This is a genomic window from Pseudofrankia saprophytica (assembly GCF_000235425.2).
Lineage (GTDB): Bacteria > Actinomycetota > Actinomycetes > Frankiales > Frankiaceae > Pseudofrankia > Pseudofrankia saprophytica.
Map to the genome: position 1 here is coordinate 769097 of NZ_KI912267.1, position 16226 is coordinate 785322.

Annotated in this window: 16 protein-coding genes; 11 read left to right on the top strand and 5 right to left on the bottom strand. The window is 73.4% G+C overall.

Annotated elements, in window-relative coordinates; genetic code table 11:
- Both FRCN3DRAFT_RS50835 and FRCN3DRAFT_RS0237700 read left to right on the top strand, forming a co-directional pair.
- A partial coding sequence (locus FRCN3DRAFT_RS50835) for a winged helix-turn-helix domain-containing protein (protein ID WP_007510681.1) occupies nucleotides 1–400 on the top strand: 400 nt, incomplete at its 5' end.
- Nucleotides 397–2085, top strand: a complete 1689-nt coding sequence (locus FRCN3DRAFT_RS0237700; protein WP_007510680.1) for a sensor histidine kinase — start codon at nucleotides 397–399, stop codon at nucleotides 2083–2085. The genes FRCN3DRAFT_RS50835 and FRCN3DRAFT_RS0237700, both read left to right, overlap by 4 nt.
- A 113-nt stretch (nucleotides 2086–2198) precedes the next feature.
- Here FRCN3DRAFT_RS0237700 and FRCN3DRAFT_RS0237705 read toward each other — a convergent pair whose 3' ends face one another.
- A complete protein-coding gene (locus FRCN3DRAFT_RS0237705; RefSeq protein ID WP_027141291.1) occupies nucleotides 2199–3071 on the bottom strand; it encodes a DUF5336 domain-containing protein in 873 nt (290 codons plus the stop codon).
- A gap of 368 nt (nucleotides 3072–3439) precedes the next feature.
- On the opposite strand from FRCN3DRAFT_RS0237705, the gene FRCN3DRAFT_RS0237710 reads away from it, so the two are divergent.
- On the top strand, nucleotides 3440–4129 hold the full coding sequence (locus tag FRCN3DRAFT_RS0237710; protein ID WP_051467436.1) for an O-methyltransferase: 690 nt from the start codon (nucleotides 3440–3442) through the stop codon (nucleotides 4127–4129).
- Between the two features lie 10 nt (nucleotides 4130–4139).
- Here FRCN3DRAFT_RS0237710 and FRCN3DRAFT_RS52295 read toward each other — a convergent pair whose 3' ends face one another.
- The 3 genes from FRCN3DRAFT_RS52295 to FRCN3DRAFT_RS0237725 are packed head-to-tail and all read right to left on the bottom strand — an operon-like array spanning nucleotide 4140 to nucleotide 6377.
- Nucleotides 4140–5564, bottom strand: a complete 1425-nt coding sequence (locus tag FRCN3DRAFT_RS52295; RefSeq protein ID WP_007510677.1) for an MFS transporter — start codon at nucleotides 5562–5564, stop codon at nucleotides 4140–4142.
- Nucleotides 5557–6099, bottom strand: a complete 543-nt coding sequence (locus tag FRCN3DRAFT_RS0237720) for a GNAT family N-acetyltransferase (protein WP_007510676.1) — start codon at nucleotides 6097–6099, stop codon at nucleotides 5557–5559. Before FRCN3DRAFT_RS0237720 ends, FRCN3DRAFT_RS52295 begins: the two co-directional genes overlap by 8 nt.
- The gene (locus tag FRCN3DRAFT_RS0237725) at nucleotides 6096–6377 is read right to left on the bottom strand and encodes a type II toxin-antitoxin system TacA family antitoxin (protein WP_035931155.1); all 282 of its coding nucleotides are present in this window, start codon (nucleotides 6375–6377) and stop codon (nucleotides 6096–6098) included. The genes FRCN3DRAFT_RS0237720 and FRCN3DRAFT_RS0237725 overlap by 4 nt, the downstream gene beginning before the upstream one ends.
- Nucleotides 6378–6693: 316 nt before the next feature.
- On the opposite strand from FRCN3DRAFT_RS0237725, the gene FRCN3DRAFT_RS48210 reads away from it, so the two are divergent.
- Nucleotides 6694–7701: a DUF3710 domain-containing protein gene (locus FRCN3DRAFT_RS48210; RefSeq protein ID WP_051467438.1), complete on the top strand. Its 1008-nt coding sequence runs from the start codon at nucleotides 6694–6696 to the stop codon at nucleotides 7699–7701.
- On the opposite strand, the gene FRCN3DRAFT_RS0237735 is transcribed toward FRCN3DRAFT_RS48210, so the two are convergent.
- Entirely contained in the window at nucleotides 7698–9206 is a 1509-nt protein-coding gene (locus tag FRCN3DRAFT_RS0237735; RefSeq protein ID WP_007510673.1) for an amidohydrolase family protein, read from the bottom strand. The two genes, FRCN3DRAFT_RS48210 and FRCN3DRAFT_RS0237735, sit on opposite strands and share 4 nt — an antisense overlap.
- Before the next feature lie 176 nt (nucleotides 9207–9382).
- Here FRCN3DRAFT_RS0237735 and FRCN3DRAFT_RS53690 point away from each other — a divergent pair, with 176 nt between their 5' ends.
- The 7 genes from FRCN3DRAFT_RS53690 (at nucleotide 9383) to FRCN3DRAFT_RS0237770 (ending at nucleotide 16078) form a co-directional block, all read left to right on the top strand.
- Nucleotides 9383–9592 (top strand): hypothetical protein, encoded by a 210-nt coding sequence (locus FRCN3DRAFT_RS53690; RefSeq protein ID WP_007510670.1) that lies wholly within the window; start codon nucleotides 9383–9385, stop codon nucleotides 9590–9592.
- A gap of 322 nt (nucleotides 9593–9914) precedes the next feature.
- Nucleotides 9915–11999 carry a molybdopterin-containing oxidoreductase family protein gene (locus tag FRCN3DRAFT_RS0237745; protein WP_007510669.1) on the top strand — a complete coding sequence of 695 codons (2085 nt, stop codon included), beginning with the start codon at nucleotides 9915–9917 and terminating at the stop codon, nucleotides 11997–11999.
- A 99-nt stretch (nucleotides 12000–12098) separates the two neighbouring features.
- Complete coding sequence (locus FRCN3DRAFT_RS48215) at nucleotides 12099–12758, top strand: hypothetical protein (protein WP_232794381.1); 660 nt, start codon at nucleotides 12099–12101, stop codon at nucleotides 12756–12758.
- Nucleotides 12759–12900: 142 nt separating this feature from the next.
- Nucleotides 12901–13335: a MarR family winged helix-turn-helix transcriptional regulator gene (locus tag FRCN3DRAFT_RS0237755; protein WP_007510665.1), complete on the top strand. Its 435-nt coding sequence runs from the start codon at nucleotides 12901–12903 to the stop codon at nucleotides 13333–13335.
- Nucleotides 13336–13337: 2 nt separating this feature from the next.
- The gene (locus FRCN3DRAFT_RS0237760) at nucleotides 13338–13766 is read left to right on the top strand and encodes a hypothetical protein (protein ID WP_198536239.1); all 429 of its coding nucleotides are present in this window, start codon (nucleotides 13338–13340) and stop codon (nucleotides 13764–13766) included.
- 76 nt (nucleotides 13767–13842) lie between these two features.
- Nucleotides 13843–14613, top strand: a complete 771-nt coding sequence (locus tag FRCN3DRAFT_RS0237765) for a 3-keto-5-aminohexanoate cleavage protein (protein WP_007510663.1) — start codon at nucleotides 13843–13845, stop codon at nucleotides 14611–14613.
- A 775-nt stretch (nucleotides 14614–15388) separates the two neighbouring features.
- Nucleotides 15389–16078: a hypothetical protein gene (locus FRCN3DRAFT_RS0237770; RefSeq protein WP_232794382.1), complete on the top strand. Its 690-nt coding sequence runs from the start codon at nucleotides 15389–15391 to the stop codon at nucleotides 16076–16078.
- Nucleotides 16079–16226 lie beyond the last annotated feature (148 nt).

The window sequence follows — 16226 nt, forward strand, 5'->3', positions numbered from 1 at the left end:
GCGGCCGGCGGCCGGCGCGGGTGCCGGCACCGCCCCGGAGGCCGAGGCCGGCGGAGTGGGTGATCTGGTCCGGCACGGTGGCCTGGTGGTGGACCGGCGGACGCGACGGATCGAGCTGGACGGGCAACGCCTCGCCATCACCGCGCGCGAGTTCGACCTGCTCGCCTTCCTCGCGGCGGATCCGGGCCGGGTACGCACCCGCCGGGAGATCTTCCAGGCCGTGTGGGGGCCGTGGTTCGGTTCGACGAAGGTGCTCGACGTCCACGTGGGGTCGCTGCGGCGCAAGCTCGGCCGGCCGGAGCTGATCGAGACCGTCTACGGCGTCGGCTTCCGGCTCGCCGACCCGGTCGCCGAGCCGGGACTGGCGCGCGGTCAGGGGCGGGCGGGCGGCCTGCGGTGAGCAAGCGGATCCTGGCCATCCAGCTGCTGCTGACGGCGCTCCTGATGATCTGCGTGTGCATCCCGCTGGGAATGGACGCCGCCCGGCACGACCGGACGCTGCTCGCCCTGCGGACCGCGTCCAGCGCCGACGCCTACGCGGCCGAGGTCAAGTGGCGCCGGCTGGGCACGGGCGCAGCCCAGCTGCCCGACCAGTCCGAGGCCGACGACGCCGACCCCGCGGACGCCGACGACGAGCCCGGGTACGGCCATTCCGACTACAGCCAGTCCGAGGTCGTCCGGCCGGACGACGACCTCGCCCTGTACAGCCCCGACGGCCACCTCACCGCGTCCTCGGGCCAGCCGATCCCGCTGACGGCCGCCCAGCTCGCCGACGCCCGGGAGAAGCGGGTCGAGCTCACGCCGTCGGGCGCCAACGGGCACCGTCAGGTCGTCGTGACGCCGGTGAACAACTCGGACGGCCTGCTCACGATCCTCGTGGTGGCCAGGTCCGACAGCGCCACCAGGGCGGAGATCCAGCACCGCTGGGTCCGGTTGATCATCGGCTTCGGCGTGGCGCACCTGGTGGCGCTCGCGCTGTCGGTGCTGCTCGCCCGCTGGGTGAGCCGGCCGCTGCGCCGGCTGGAGCGGGCGGCGGCGCGGCTCGGCGACGGCGAGCTGTCGGCCCGTGCCCGGCGGGTCGGCGGGCCCGCCGAGGTGCGCCAGCTCGCCGCCAGCTTCGACGCCATGGCCGGGCAGATCGAGGAGCTGGTCGACGGGCAGCGCGCCTTCCTCGCCGACGTCTCCCACCAGATCCGCACCCCGCTGACCGCGATGCGGCTGCGCCTGGAGCTGCTCGGTCAGGACCTCGCCGACGACCCGTCGGCCGCCGTCGAGGTGGGCGGCACGATCACCGAGGTACACCGGCTGTCCCGGATGGTCGACGGGCTGCTCGCGATGGCCCGCACCCAGGCCCTGCGCGGGCCGTCGGCGCGCGTGCCGGTGCACGTCGACCGGGTGGTCGCCGACCGCGTCGCCGCCTGGCGCGCGGTCGCCGCGGCCGCGCACGTCCAGCTGCTCGACGAGTCGCCGGTCGGTACCCGCGCGCTGCTCACCCCGGGCCACCTGGAGCAGATCCTGGACAACCTGCTCTCCAACGCGCTGGAGGCGGCCGGTTCGGGCGGGCGCGTGGTCGTCCGCGCGGCGCTCGCCAGCCCGAACGACGCCACCCTCGCCGCGGCCCGCGCCGCCGGGACAGGCGAGGACGCGGTCAAGCGCCCGCCCGCCCGCGAGCCTGGCCGAGCCCTGGCGGCGGACGGCGCGACGCCGCTGAGCGACACCGGGACGATCCGGCTGACGGTCGCCGACGACGGCCCGGGGATGACCGCCGCCGCCCGCGCGGTCGCGTTCGAGCGGTTCCGCGTGGACCGTCCGGTGAACCGCATCGTGCGCGCGGACCGGCGCGGGCATGGGCTCGGCCTCGCCGTCGTTCACGCCCTGGTCACGGCCGACGGCGGCCAGGTCAGGCTCGACGAGGCGCGGTGGGGCGGCCTGCTGGTCGTACTGGATCTGCCGGCCGCGCCCGCCGGCCCGCCACGAGCCCTCGCCGGCGAGGGTGACCGGGCCGGGGTCGCCGCCTCCGCCTCCGCCGCCTCCGCCTCCGCCGCCGCCGGCGGCGGCGGCGGCGAGGCCGCCAGGGCGGGGTAGGCGCCCGGCACAGCGTCAAAGGCTTCCGCGGAGCCTCCGGACACGCGACAGCCTTCGGGCACGCCGCCGTGGCTAGGCCACCCGCGCGCCCGAAGGCCGTTCACCGCGCCAGGTCAGCGGTCCCAGTGCTCATCGGTGAACCGTTCGCCCTGGTCGCGACCGCCACCGCGGCCGGGGTCGGCGCCCCGGCCCGGGTCGGCGCCGCGCTCCGGGTAGGGCTGGTTCCCGCCGCGCTCGGCATAGCCGCCCTCCTGGTAGCCCCCGGGCTCTCTCTCGGCCCGGCGGGCCCGGTCCGAGGCGTCCGCGCCCGGCTGGGCCGGGTCCTGGCCGCTGACCCGCCTGCCACCGGGATACTCGACGCCCGAGTACTCGCGCTCGCGGTCGATGGTGCGGCCGCGCTCGGCGCCGCGGCCCGTGAAACCGCCCATGGCCGGGCCCCGCTCGCCACCGGCCAGTCGCGCTCCACCGGCATCCTTGCTCGCCTTGACGACGCGCATGGCGAGCAGCGTCATCAGGATCGACGTGATCAGGCCGAGAATCAGGCCGTAGCGCGCGCCCGACGAGATGCCGGGGTAGCCGAGGTAGCTGCCGTACACGCGGGGCAGGGTGATCCAGCGAACGGCGATCAGCACCAGCGCCACGATGCTGGCGGTCGCGATCGCGGTCGGCAGCGGGACCGAGCCGACCCCCGACATCCTGCCGCGGGTTGCCAGGTGCGCCGCGGCGAGCGCCGCGGCGATGACCATCAGCACGACCGGCACCCACGCGAGGGCGCCCGAGTGCCACGCGTTCAGGTTGGAGTGCCAGGTCTGCGGCTGGCCGTACGTGTTGTATCCGCTGTACCGGACGCCGAACCACGGCAAAAAACTGAAGATGAAGCCGAGAATCCCCAGCCCGATGATGCCGAGGTCGAAGTTCTTCAGGCCGCGGCCCTCGCGGGCCGCGAGACCTCGGCTGTCCTGGGCCGCGCGACCGCGGCCGGCCATATTCGCCATTGGCGACACCCTCATTTCTCCCGAGCGACGGACCGGCTGCGGCCAGCTGGCCGCGTGCCGGACGAACCCGTGCGCAGAGAATCCGACTCGCGTGGCCGCCACACCTTGACACGGTGGCCGACGGCCCCGCCAGTCAGGTTTCCGCCAGGTGTCATGGCCCGGTCCGGGCACTCACGGCGGCCCACAGTCCCGATTTAATGATCTTTACCAGTTCTTGCCGGGATGGCCGACACTGTGCGGGGTTCGCCCGGTGGCACCGGGTCTAGGGTCGGCCAGGTAAGCCGACGACCCCTGGAGACATCGTGAACGTACGTCAGGCACAGAGACTTCGTGACGTCACGACGAAACGGGTAGCAGTCGTGAGACAGAACCTCCCCGGGTTCCTCCGGTCGGAAACCAAGTCCGCCTTTGTGGACGCCGGTGTCCTGCGGTATCTGCGGGCGCACAGCTCCACGCCGGACAAGGTCCGCGCCGATCTCGCCGAGACGACGGCGGCACTGGGCTCGGCCGCCGAGATGCAGGTCCCCGCCGAGCAGGGCACATTCCTGTCGATCCTCGCGGCGGCGGTGGCACCCCGTTTCGCCATCGAAATCGGCACATTTACCGGTTACTCGTCGCTGTGCATCGCCCGGGGACTGCCCCCCGAGGGGCGGCTGCTCTGCCTGGACATCAACGACGAATGGACCTCGGTCGCCCGGGAGCATTGGAAGAGGGCAGGCGTGGAGGACCGGATCGAGCTGCGGCTCGGCCCGGCGACCGAGACGCTCGCCGCCCTGCCGGCCGAGCCGACGTTCGGCCTCGCGTTCATCGACGCGGACAAGACGTCATATATCACCTACTACGAGCAGCTGATGCCGAGAATGCTGCCCGGCGGGCTGATTCTCGTGGACAACGTCCTGCAGTACGGCGAGGTCGTCCATGAGGACAACACCTACCCAAGCGTCGTGGCGATGCGTCACTTCAACGAGCACGTGGTCGTCGACCCACGCGTCGAGACGGTCATGCTCCCGCTCGCCGACGGCCTGACAATCGCCCGCAAGCTCCCCTGAGCGAACACGTCTACCGGGCGATGTCCGTCCCGGGCCGGTCGGCGACGGACGGTCCGGGTATGGATTGTTCGGCGGCGGGCTCCAGCTCGGCGGCCGACTCCAGCTCGGCGGCCAGCTCCTCCGCCCGGGCCAGGCCGTCGTAACGCAGGAACGAGGGCACCGCGGCCACCAGCGCGGCGAGGCCCGCGAGGCACGCCAACCCGCCGACGAACGTGGCGAGCCCCGGCGAGGTGAAGCCGGCGAACGTGCCGTGCCCGAGGTCACCAAGGCTGGGTCCGGCGGCCACGGACACCATGAAGAGCCCCGCCATCCGGCCGCGCACCGAGTCGGGCGCGGCCACCTGCTGGATCGTGATCCGCAGCACCGCGGACACCGTGTCGGCGGCGCCGGCGATGACCAGCAGGCCGATCGCCAGCGGCAGCGAGCCGGCCAGCCCGAACAGCGCGACCGCGCCGCCCCACACCGCGATGGCCACCGCGACCACCAGGCCCTGGCGGCGCACCCGGGACAGCCAGCCACCGGTCGCCGCGACCAGCGTGCCGCCGACGGACATCGCCGCGTAGAGCACGCCGGTGGTGCGCGGGCCGCCGTGGAACTGGGTGACGGCCATCGAGGCGAACAGCACCCGCGGCATGCCGAAGATCATCGCGTCCAGGTCGACGAGGAACGTCATCAGCAGCACCGGCCGCTGCCACAGCAGCCGGAACCCGTCGACGACGCTCGCCAGCCCCGCCCGGGTGCCGCCGCCCTCCGGGCGCATCGACGGCAGCCGCCAGGTCGCCCAGAGCAGGCCCGCGTAGGAGACGACGTCGACGGCGTAGGCGGCCTTGAAACCGACCGTCGAGACCAGCAGGCCGGCGAGCAGTGGGCCGCCGGTGAGCGCGACCGTCATCGAGAAGCCCTCGAGCGCGCCGACCGCCGGCATCATCTCGGCGGTCAGCAGCCGGGCGGCGAAGGTCCGCCGGATCGGCGAGTCCAGCGCCGACAGCGACGCCTGCAGGCCGATCAGGATGAAAAGCAGCCACACCGGGGCGCCGAACAGCGCCTGCAGGGTGAGCGCCACCGAGGCGAGCATCATCCCGCTGGAGGTCAGCAGCGCCAGCACCCGCCGGTCGGCGGCGTCCGCGATCGTGCCGCCGGCCAGCCCGAAGATCACCAGCGAGACGAAGGTGACGGCACCGACCGCGCCGACGGCGAAGTTCGACCCGGTGTCGGCGTAGATCTGCAGGAGCACGGTGGTGACGACGACCTGGGTGCCGGTCGCGCTGACCACCTCGCCGAGCCAGAACCGGCGAAACGCCGGTGATTCCCGCAGCGGGCGCAGGTCGGCGGTGAACAAACGGCCAAGCCGGCGCGCCCGGGAGCTGGTCTGGTCCTCGGAGCTGGCCTGATCGGCTGAGCCGGCCGCGGCGGCCGCCGCGGCCGGCTCAGCCACGAAGCTGCCTGCCCGGTCCTCGCCCTGGCCCCGCGGTGGCGTGCCGCAGCGCCAGCGCGACGACGTAGGGATCGAGGCGCAGTGCGGTGAAGCCGAAGTGCCGGTAGAAGGCTCTCGCCGGCGCCGTGACGGCGTACGCGAGCAGCAGCGGCGTCCCGGCCGTCCGGTAGACGGTCGCCGCCCGCATGACCGCGTCGCGCAGCAGCCCCGCGCCGACGCCGCGGCCCTGAGCCGTCTCGTCGACCGCGAGCCGACTGATCAGGAGCGCGGGCACCGGGTCCGCCGGCCCGGCGGCCCGGCGCCCCCACCTGCGGGGCGCGGCGGCACGGGCGTGCTCGACCGCGCCGCGGGTGAGGCAGTAGTAGCCGACGGCCCGGCCGCCGTCGGTCACGACGAACGTCGTCACGCCGTCCTCGTGCTGTTCCAGCGCATGGTGGCGCAGCCAGCTGTCGAGGACGTCGTGCCCGCTGCTGAAGCCCCGGACGTCGTGCCCCGCGGTGAGCCTGATCGGCGGGCTCGCCGAGCGAGGGCTCACCGGCCCTCCTCGTCCGGGCCGTCCGCGAGCAGGTCGCGCAACCGCGGCGCCTCGTCCGGCGCCGGCCCGCCGAGCAGCGCGGTCAGTTCCTCCCACGCGGCATCGGTGGCGCCGAACAGCCGGCGGTCGGCCATCGTGTCGGCGGCATAGCGCCGCATCGCCTCGACGGCGAAGTCCTCCAGCGTCGCTCCGAGACTCTCGGTGGCCGAGCGGACCAGCTCCGCCGTCTCGCCCGTCAGCCGCACCACGACCTGCTCGTCCTTGTCGGTTCCACCCACACCCGTCAGTCTGCCTGCTCCTCGTCCCAGACCCACACCCACCCGACACCTCCGCCCCGACCCGCCGGCGTAGGCAGCCGGCGGGCCCACGCCCGGCAGACCACGAGGATCCGACCGGACACAGGCATAACGCGGTTGTCCGGCGAGGTAAGGGCACGTAGCGTCAGTGGAGACGCCGCGGCGGCGGGCACGGTCACGGTTGGTGGGTGACCAGACGGCCGCCCCGCGACGCCGTGACCGGTTGGCTGCCAGGGCAGGGGGCGGTCGGGTGTTCAGGTGGGTGCGGTCCCGGTGGTCCCGGCATGCCGGGTTGGGTATGGGCGCCTTCGGAGCCGGCCTCGGCCCGGACGACGGCGGACTGGTCGAGCTCGACGCCGGCCAGCTCGCGCCTGGCGGGCCCTACGACCTCGGCTTGGCACCGAGCGACGGCGTCCGCCGCCTCGACCTGGGCTCGGTGCTGGTGCCGCTGCTCGACGGGGTCGACTACCGGCTGCGCGTCGACGGCGGGCGGGTGACCGCGGTGGTCGCCCTCGCGGGCCGGTCGGCGATGGAGCTCACGGCGTTGGCGGCACCGAAGAGCCGCGGGGTCTGGGCCGAGATCCGCGCCGAGATCTGCCTCGCCGCGGCGCTGACCAGCCCGGCGGGCGGTCCCGTCGAGGTCGCCGCCGGTCACGGCCGGTTCGGCCCCGAGCTGCGGCTCGTGCCGACGAACCCGGCCACCGCGCCGGACGCGTGGCCGACGCGGACCCCGGGCGACCTCGACGCGGCGCTCACCGGCCGTGATTCGCTCACCGGCCCCGGCCCCGGCCCGCTCTCGGGCTCCGGCCCGTTCCCCGCTCTCGGCGCCGCCCTCGGGCCGGCGGCCCTCTCCGGCCTGGCGGGTCCCGTCCGGTTGGTCGGCATCGACGGGCCGCGGTGGTTCCTGCAGGCGGCGGTCACCGGCCCGGCCGCCGCCCCGCGCGCGGAGTCGCTCATGGACGACGTGCTGCGCGGCACGATCGTGATCCGCGGTGACCGCGCGATGCCGGTGCGGGCGCCGCTCCCCCTGCGGCTGCCGACCGACACCGAGGACCCGGTCGGCCCCGACGACCTCGTCGACCCGATGGCCGTCGCGGACCCGGACGGCCCGCCGCCGCAGGGACGCCACGCGGGCCAGCCGGCGGCGTGGCGAGCCGCCGCGCGCGGCCCGGCGTCGCCGACCGACCTGGAGTCGCTGCGCCCAAGGCCCACCGGCGCGATCAGCGCCGACCCGCGCCGGGTCAGCTACGGGCTCGTCCCGCCGCCGACCGGCGGGCTGAGCCGCAACCTCATGACCTGGGGCTAGCCGGCCTGGGCCTCTCCAGTCGGGTCTGGCTCGGTCTCGTCCTCCCACGGATGCCGCCGGTCCGGCGTGCGCGGCGCCCAGTCCGGCGGGCCCGCGAGCCGGGAGACGCCGGCGGCGGCGAGACCGGAGGCGATCGCGAGGCGGCGCGCGAGCGGGCGGGCCCGCTCGATCTGGTCGCGCTCGTCGACGACCACGCAGGCATGGTCGTCGACCAGCCTGCGCCCGTCGACCCAGACGTCGCGCACCGCCCGCGGTGACGCGCCGTAGACGAGCTGGCCGCACGGGTCGTGCAGCATGGAGACGCAGACCGAGTCCTGCAGCAGCACCAGGTCGGCCCGTTTCCCCGGCTCGAGGCTGCCGACCAGGTCGTCGAGACCCAGCGCCCTGGCGCCGTCGAGGGTCGCCATCCGCAGCACGGTCGGCGCGTCGATCACCGCCGGGTCGACGGCGTGGACCTTCGCCAGCAGCGCCGCCATCTTGACCGCCTGCAGCATGTCCTGGCTGTCGTTGGAGGCCGCGCCGTCGGTGCCGATCCCGACGGCGACGCCGGCGGCTCGCAGCCGGGCCACCGGGCACACCCCGGAACCGAGAATCATGTTCGCGACCGGGTTGTGGGCGATCGCGACCCCGTGGCCGGCGAGGATCTCGACGTCCGCCTCGGTGACCCACACCCCGTGGCCGGCGATGAGCGGCCGCTCGAACATGCCGAGGCGCAGCGCGTGCGGGATCGTCCGCCGGCCCCAGCGGGAGCTGGCGGCGACCAGCTCCTCGCGTACCTCGGCGAGATGGGTGTGCACCGCCCAGTTCCTGGCGCGGCAGGCGTCGACGCCCGCCTCCAGCAGCTCGTCGCTCTGCCCGAGCAGGGTGCCGACGCCGTAGCGGAAGCCGACCGGCGCGCCGCGGGCCGCCGCCAGGGCGACGGCCGCCGCCAGGTCGTCCTGCTCGTCCATGATCCGCTTGACGTCCGCCCAGGGTGACCCAGGCTCAAAGGCGTCCTCGGCGCCGAACGAGACGACGCCGCGCAGGCCGGCGCCAACCAGTCCGTCGACGACGCCGAGGCTCGCGAAATCGTCGCGGTTGCTGTGCACGAACATGTCGTTGACGGTGGTGACGCCGGTCAGCAGCAGCTCGACGGCGCGCAGCAGCGTGCCCTCCCGGGCGTCCTCCTGTGTGAGGACCGAGCCGAGCGGCCCGACGATCCGCTCCCCCCATTCGAACAGCGTCAGCTCCGAGCCCATCCCGGTCGTCAGCGCCTCGGACAGGTGGGTGTGCGCGTTGACGAGACCCGGGATCAGCAGCCCCGTCCCGTCGCCGACGACCGGCACGTCAGGCAGGCCGGCTCGCAGCTCGTCGTAGGCACCGACCGCGACGATCTCGCCGCCGCGGATGTGAACGGCGCCGTCGGCGAGGTCGCCCTCGGGGCCGACGGTGAGCACCCACGCGGCCCGCACCAGCGTCTCCACGCGCTCCGGCAGGCCGTCCGGACGCGGCACCGTGTCGGCCACAGCGCGATTCTCCCATCCGGCGCGGCTTCCCATGCGGCCCGGCCGTGCCACGACCACCCCACAACCAGCCCACATCCCCATGCCCAAACCACACCCCCATCAACGCTCATCAACGTCGACACTCGCGAGCGGGCGGGTCCGCGGCGTGCCGTGGACCATGTGGTCAGCTGTGGAGCGTGGAGGCGCGGCCCGACCGGCAGGAGATCGTCCGGTACTGCCTGGAGTGCGCCCGGCACAGCGTCCTGCTCGCTACCGGCCATGGCTCGCTGTGGGAGTGCGCCGGCTGCGGCACCTGGCTCAGGTGGCCGGCCCAGCCCGCCGTCCCCGACCTGGCAGGCGTCGTGCTCCTCGACCACCGGCGGCCCGGACGGCGCAAGGCGTCCTGAGCGGACTCGCCCGGCTGGCCGCGCTGCGCCTCGACACCGGCGACCTCGCCTCGTTCGACGCCTTCGTCGGTGCGGTTCGGGCGACCCTCACACCGTGGGGCCGCTCGACGCTCGACTACCTGGCCAACAGGTTGAACGCCCTCGTCAGGGCACAGGATGGATTGTGCGTCTCGTTTCACGAGAGTACGGTTCCCGGCACGAGGCAAGGCCGTTTCGACACCGAGTCGGCGGGCCGCGCGGAGTGCGGGGCCGCTGCACGCCTCGGCCGGCGACGGCCCAGCCATGAACGGGGCGTGAGCCCCTGACGCCGGTGGGAGTCCGCATGGCCGTGGCAGGTACAGACGTGGCGAGCGCGGGCATGGGCGCGGCGGTCACGGACGCGGCAGGCACTCACCGCGCGGGCGCCGGCGAGGCGGCCACCAGGACGGTTCGCAGCTTCTGCCGGGTGTGCACCTCGGTCTGTGGAATCCTCGTCGAGACCGCCGGAGACCAGGTCTTACGGGTGCGCGGCGACCGGGACCACCCGATGTCCGCCGGCTACACCTGCCCGAAGGGGCGGGCACTCCCCGACGTGCACCACCACCCCGACCGGTTGGAACGCCCGCTCCTGCGCGACGGCGACGGCTTCCGCCCCACCACCTGGGACGAGTGCCTCGACGACCTTGGCACCCGGGTCCGGGCGATCATCGACGAGCACGGGCCGTCGGCCGTCGGGATCTTCTTCGGCAGCGGCGTCGGGATGGACGCGGCCGGCTACAAGCTGGCGCAGTCCCTGCACCGGGCCATCGGGACGCCGGCGAAGTTCAGCCCGCTGACCATCGACGGCACGGCGAAGGTGCTCATCTCCGACCTCGTCGGCGGGACGCCGGCGCTCGCCGGCCGCCCCGACTACGACACGGCGACGTTCGTCCTGTTCGTCGGCAGCAACCCGGTCGTCTCCCACGGGCACACCGTCGCGATGCCCAACCCGATCGGGACGCTGAAGGCGCTGCGCGACCGCGGTGAGATCTGGGTCGTCGACCCCCGCCACACCGAGACCGCGAAGCTGGCCACCGGCCACCTCGCCCCGCGCCCGGGCACGGACCACGCCGTGCTCGCCTACCTGGTCCGCGAGGTGCTGCGCGACGGCGCGCGCCGCGACGTCCTGGAGAGCCGCTGCGTCGACGCCGACGTGCTCGCCACCGCCGTCGAGCCCTTCACGCTGGCGCACACGGCCGCGGTGTGCGACGTGCCGGCGGACGAGCTGACCGCGCTGCTCGCCGCGGTCCGCCGGGCCGAACGGGTCGCCGTCGAGACGGGCACCGGCGTCACCATGTCGGCGAGCGCGAACGTCACCCAGTGGCTCGGGTGGGCCCTGATGATCATCACCGGATCGATGAACCAGCCGGGCGGCGCCTGGTTCCACCCGGGGTTCGCCAGCCGGCTCGAGAACGTCCAGCTCCCGGTCTCGCCAGCCGACGGCTCGTTCGGCCCCGGGCCGCGCAGCCGTCCCGAGACGCATTCCTTCCTCGGCGAGTGGCCGTGCGCGGTGCTGGCCGATGAGATCGAGGCCGGCAACATCCGCGCCGTGCTGAACCTCGGCGGCCACCTCGTCACCGCCTTCCCGGACACCGAGACGCTGGTGCCGGCGCTGCGCAAGCTCGACGTGTTCGCGACGATCGAGATCATCGCGAACGAGACGACCGCGCTGTCGACGCACGTCCTGCCGACGAAGGACCAGCTCGAGCGGGCCGACATCACCCTCTGGGACAACCTGATGCCGCGGGTGGCCACCCAGTACACGCCGGCGGTCGTCGAACCGGTCGGCGACCGGCGCTCCACCTGGTGGGTGCTCGCCGAGCTGGGCCGCCGCCTCGGCCACGACCTCGCGGCCACCTCCGGCGAGGCGGCCACGGACGGGGCCAGACTGGCGAAGGTCGTCCCCCGTGGCACGTTCGGCGAGGACCTGACGACCCGGCAGTGGGCCGAGACGGACCGGCAGCTACCCGCGCTGTGGGTCGAGCGGCACCTCGACCGGCTCGGCGGCTGGCGCCTCGCGCCCCGGCTGCTCGTCGACCAGCTGGCCGGGCTGACCGAGCCCGCGCCGCTCGTCTTCGTACCGCGGCGGCAGAAGCGGCACCTGAACTCCCAGTTCGACTTCCTTGGCGCCGAGGTCGAGATCCTCGTCCACCCCGACGACGCGGCCACCGCCGGCGTGCGCGACGGCGAGCCGCTGGTCGTCCGCACCGCGCACGGCGAGATCACCGGCATCGCCCGCGTCGACCCGGCGATCCGGCGCGGCGCTGTCTCCATCCCGCACGGCCACCAGTCCGCCAACGTCAACCGCCTCACCGACAGGCTCGACCTCGACCCCGTCACCGGCATGGCCCACTACTCCGGCGTCCCCGTGACCATCAGCCCGGCGTAAGGCCGCGCCAGCCCAGGTCGCCGCCCAGGCCGTGCCGGCGGTCGTCGTGAATCCGACGGGATGTCCGGCTTCGGGCTGGCGGTGTGGCACCGTGACCAGGTGATCTTTGGACGGGCCGCGCGGTCACGGGGGTCCGTGTCCGTGCCAGGGGCGCGGGCCGTCGCCATGGCCGTCACACTCGCGCTCGCCGGCGCCTGCTCGCTGCTCAGGGCCGACGGCCCACCGCCGGAGCTCGTGATCGACGCCGCCTACGCCAGAGTGCTTTCCGGCAGCACGCTCGACGACTTCGACCGGCTGGCCGGAGGGCGGTCGACTCCGCTTGACCCGGCGTCGGCCCGCCTGGTCGGGCCGACGTTCGGCGTGCACCTCGACGCCACGGCGGTCACGACCTCGGTGGACGACGGCCTGCTCTTCGAAAGCCTCGCGCGCCACCTCCACCCGGACGACGTGTCGGCACGGCTGCGCGGCACGCACCGGACCAGCCCCGGCCACGAGCTGGTGCTCGCCCACGTGCCCGTCGGCCAGCACCTGCCGGAGCCGGACCTCGGCTATCCCAGCGACGGGCTCTTCACCGGCTGGCAGGTCATGGTCGACGGCCGGCCCCTCGCCCTCACCGACAACGGCGACCCGCCCTCGCTCGGCACGGGGTCGGTCCTCGCGGTCAGCGTGCCCGTCGGCTCGGACCCCTACCTGTACGCCACCGCCGACGGCCGAACCCAGATGATCAGCATGCGTACCGGCCGGCCACCGGCGGCCTAGCGGCCTGGCGCCAGTCGCGATCTTTACGTTCCGCGGTGCGCGCCGCGTCGGCGCCCAGCCCTAGCAGGCGGCAGCTCTGACGACCTGGGCAGCGACGGTCCTCGCTTGCGACAGATACAACGAAATCGTATAGTCCGAAATCGTGGAGTTCGAATCCGAGCCCTCTGGGTGGTCGGCGCTGCTGGCCTTGCAGCGGGCCACTCATGCCACTCTGCAGGCGCTCTCCGCGCAGCTCGTGGACCTGGACCTGACCGCCTCCGAGATCAACGTGCTGGCGAACCTGGCCGACGGCCGAGGCCGGACCGTGTCCGAGCTCGGCGCGGACGTGGGCACCCGCCCCACCACGCTGACCAGCGTGCTGGACCGCCTGGAACGACGCGGCCACATCACCCGCGGTACCCGCCCCGGAGACCGCCGGGCGGTACTCGTCGAACTCACCTCGTCCGGACGACTGGCCGCCACCGCGATCCGACGGGCCATCGCCGACCTGGAGCACCGAGCGCTCCACAGCCTGCCAGCCGACGCGATCGCCCACCTGCGTGCCGCTCTGCAAGCCCTGGCGGAGGTGCCCCAGTGACCATGCATCCCCCCGACGAGCACGGCGTCACCGCCCCCGACTTCGATGCGTTGATGGCGGAGGCGACGGCGACCACTGAGCAGTTCGGCCACCGGGAACATGTCCATCTGACGTGGCTGGCCGTGCGACGGGTCGGCGTGTCCGCGGCGGTCGGCCTGGTCAGCGATGGTCTCCGGCGCACCGCCCGCCAGGCGGGGGTGCCGCAGAAGTACCACGCGACCATCAGCCGGGCCTGGGTGGAGCTGGTTGGCCACCACGCGGCCGAAGACGGCGAGGGCGACTTCAACGCGTTCGCGAACCACCACCGCGCCCTGCTCGACAAACGCCTCCTGGCCCGTTTCTACCGTCCGGCGACGCTGGCCTCTTCCCAGGCCAGGACCAGCTGGGTCGAACCCGACCTCGCTCCATTCCCGTGGGCTCACCAGGGCTGAGCCGGGCGGTCGGAGCGGACGCCGGGCGGTCGGAGCGGACGCCGGGCAGCGCCGCGGTGTCGCGGCGCGGTCGACAATGGCGTGTGTGCGAATCCGGCGGATCAAGGCGTGTCTGAACGGCGGCCGCGGGCGCTCCGAGCATGCGGCGGTGCCGGTGACCCCGACGGAGCTGGCCGTCGCCGCGGCCGGAGCGGCCGCGGCCGGAGCGGAGGCGGTGCATCTGCACCCGCGCGACGAAGCCGGTGCCGAGTCGCTCGCCGCGGTGGACATCGGGGCGGCGGTGCGTGCCGTGCGCCAGCGCTGCCCGGGGACACAGGTCGGCGTAAGCACCGGCCTGTGGATCGCCGGTGGTGACCCGAAGGTTCGGCTGGCGGCCGTCGGGACGTGGGCGAGGCTGCCGGTCCCCGAGCGGCCGGGGTTCGCGTCCGTGAACGTGAGCGAACCCGGTTTCGAGGCGGTCGTCGAGTCGTTGCTGGCGTCCGGGATCGAGGTCGAGGCGGGCGTCTGGTCGGTCGCCGACGCGGACGCGCTGGCCGCGTCGGGGCTCGCCGGCCGGTGCGTCCGACTGCTGGTGGAGATCATCGATGTTCCGGCGGCCGACGCCGAGAACGCCGCGACGGCCGTCCTTGCCCGGCTCGACGCCCTGGGCGTACCCGGGCCCCGGCTGTTGCACGGTGAGGGCGAGGCCACCTGGCCGCTGGTCGCCCTGGCGGGGCGGCTCGGCCTTGCGACCCGCATCGGGCTGGAGGACACCGTCACAGACCCCGCCGGGCGCCCCGCCGCCGACAACGCCAGTCTTGTTCGCGCCGCCCTGGCGCTCTGGACGTCGCCAGACCCACGTGCATGAACGGAACCTCGTGACCGTCGTTCGCAACGCCGCCGACGATCCCGCCGGATCATGGATCAGCTCATGATCTGGTGGGATCCTCGGCGTCAGAGCGAGGAAATGAAATTACTCAACTGATCGGCGTGATGTGGGTGCCGCCTGAGGCGAGGTCCGCCCGGTCGACGGGCAGAGCGGAACGGCGGCCCGGTTGCTTCTCTCCCGCGTCGTGGCAGGTGCCCGGGAGATCCCGGGCGTCGCGTCAGACGCCAGGGGCACGAAACAGCGCTGGTCTTGACTCTGACGTCTGACACGATTCCCCGTGACGTCGGACAGGATGAGCACGGGCTGCCCGGGCGCCCGGGCGGCGCCCGGCCCGGGCTCCAGACGGGGTTGACTCCGTGATCGCCAAGACGTTCCCAGCATGATTGCGTTCTTGCGTGCCAGGGCAAGGAACCGAAACTATTCAGGTCTCGACGCCGGCGAAGCCGACGCGCGAAGCGTTCCCTTGATCCTGTCGCCAGGCCGTTAGAATATTCGGCACCACGGGAACGCTGCTACCGCCACCGTCCAGCGTCCACCTTCACTGGGCCGTGATCGGTACCGTAGTTGCCCGGTCGCCTTCCACGGAGGCGCCTCGCGCTGCGCGTTGATGCCTTCGTCGTCTCGTAAGACCATCGGCGCTACGGTATGGGGACTGCGTAATCGGTCACGGCGAATGCGCTGTGCGCCGCTGGCCAATGGCTGCTGGAGGCGGGCGATGCGACACGGTGCACCGGGACCGGATGAGTCCACGGAGTTGAAGGCGTACTGGTTCGTGATCCGCAAACCCCGGGTGGTGTGCGACGGCGGCGCCATGCAGATGATCTTGCCAGGCTACTTCGGTGGTCGATCGTGGGCGATACCTGCGCGCCACGTTGCTGTACAGGATCTGTCCGCTACGCCGCCGATGGCAGGGGCTCAGGAGCCGGAGCCGGTGCTTGCCCATGAGTTGATCGTCCCCTACCTGTTCACCACGGGGCCGATGACCAGACCGAACCTGCTGTTGATGTTCACCGAGCCGCAGCGCGTCCCGCCGCTGCGACTCGTGACCGCGCTCGCACCGAACACGGACCTGCCATTCGGTTACCGCTCGACGCGATCGGAGAAGGGAGCGCATGTCGACGGAATTCTTTTGCGGGCCGACAACCCCGCGGCACTGCGTGAGTCCGTTCTCACCGCAGGGGGCAGCGCCCTCGACGATCCGGTCGGCTGGCTATACGAGCACCGTGACACCGTCACGGATGTCGTCGAACAGGCAAGCCTCGCAAGACGGCGGCGCGCGGGACGGCGCATCCAGCTCGCAGCGCTGCTGCTGTTCGTGGCAACATCCATCGGCGGGCCACGGCTCGTCGCTGACGACGGCCCATGGTGGCCCCTGTTCCTCTTCCTGGCCGTGCTGGCTGCATTGTTCGGGTTGGGCGCCTTCGGCCGTCGTCTGGCTCGCTGACCGATGGCGTCCCGCCCGTCGCGGCGATACCTCGACAGCCGCAGATACCGCCAGATCGGTCGCGTGCCCGGCCGGACTGCTGTCCCGGCCAGCGATCGGCGTTGGAGATCGCGGACGGTTGTGGCCATGATCTGGTGGAGTCGTCCGT

Coding starts and splice junctions, on each gene's coding strand:
- FRCN3DRAFT_RS0237705 (WP_027141291.1), bottom strand. CDS start 3,071: ATGGCCGGCCGCGGTCGCGCGGCCCAGGACAGCCGAGGTCTCGCGGCC.
- FRCN3DRAFT_RS48210 (WP_051467438.1), top strand. CDS start 6,694: ATGGGCGCCTTCGGAGCCGGCCTCGGCCCGGACGACGGCGGACTGGTC.
- FRCN3DRAFT_RS0237745 (WP_007510669.1), top strand. CDS start 9,915: ATGGCCGTGGCAGGTACAGACGTGGCGAGCGCGGGCATGGGCGCGGCG.
- FRCN3DRAFT_RS0237760 (WP_198536239.1), top strand. CDS start 13,338: ATGCATCCCCCCGACGAGCACGGCGTCACCGCCCCCGACTTCGATGCG.
- FRCN3DRAFT_RS0237765 (WP_007510663.1), top strand. CDS start 13,843: ATGGCGTGTGTGCGAATCCGGCGGATCAAGGCGTGTCTGAACGGCGGC.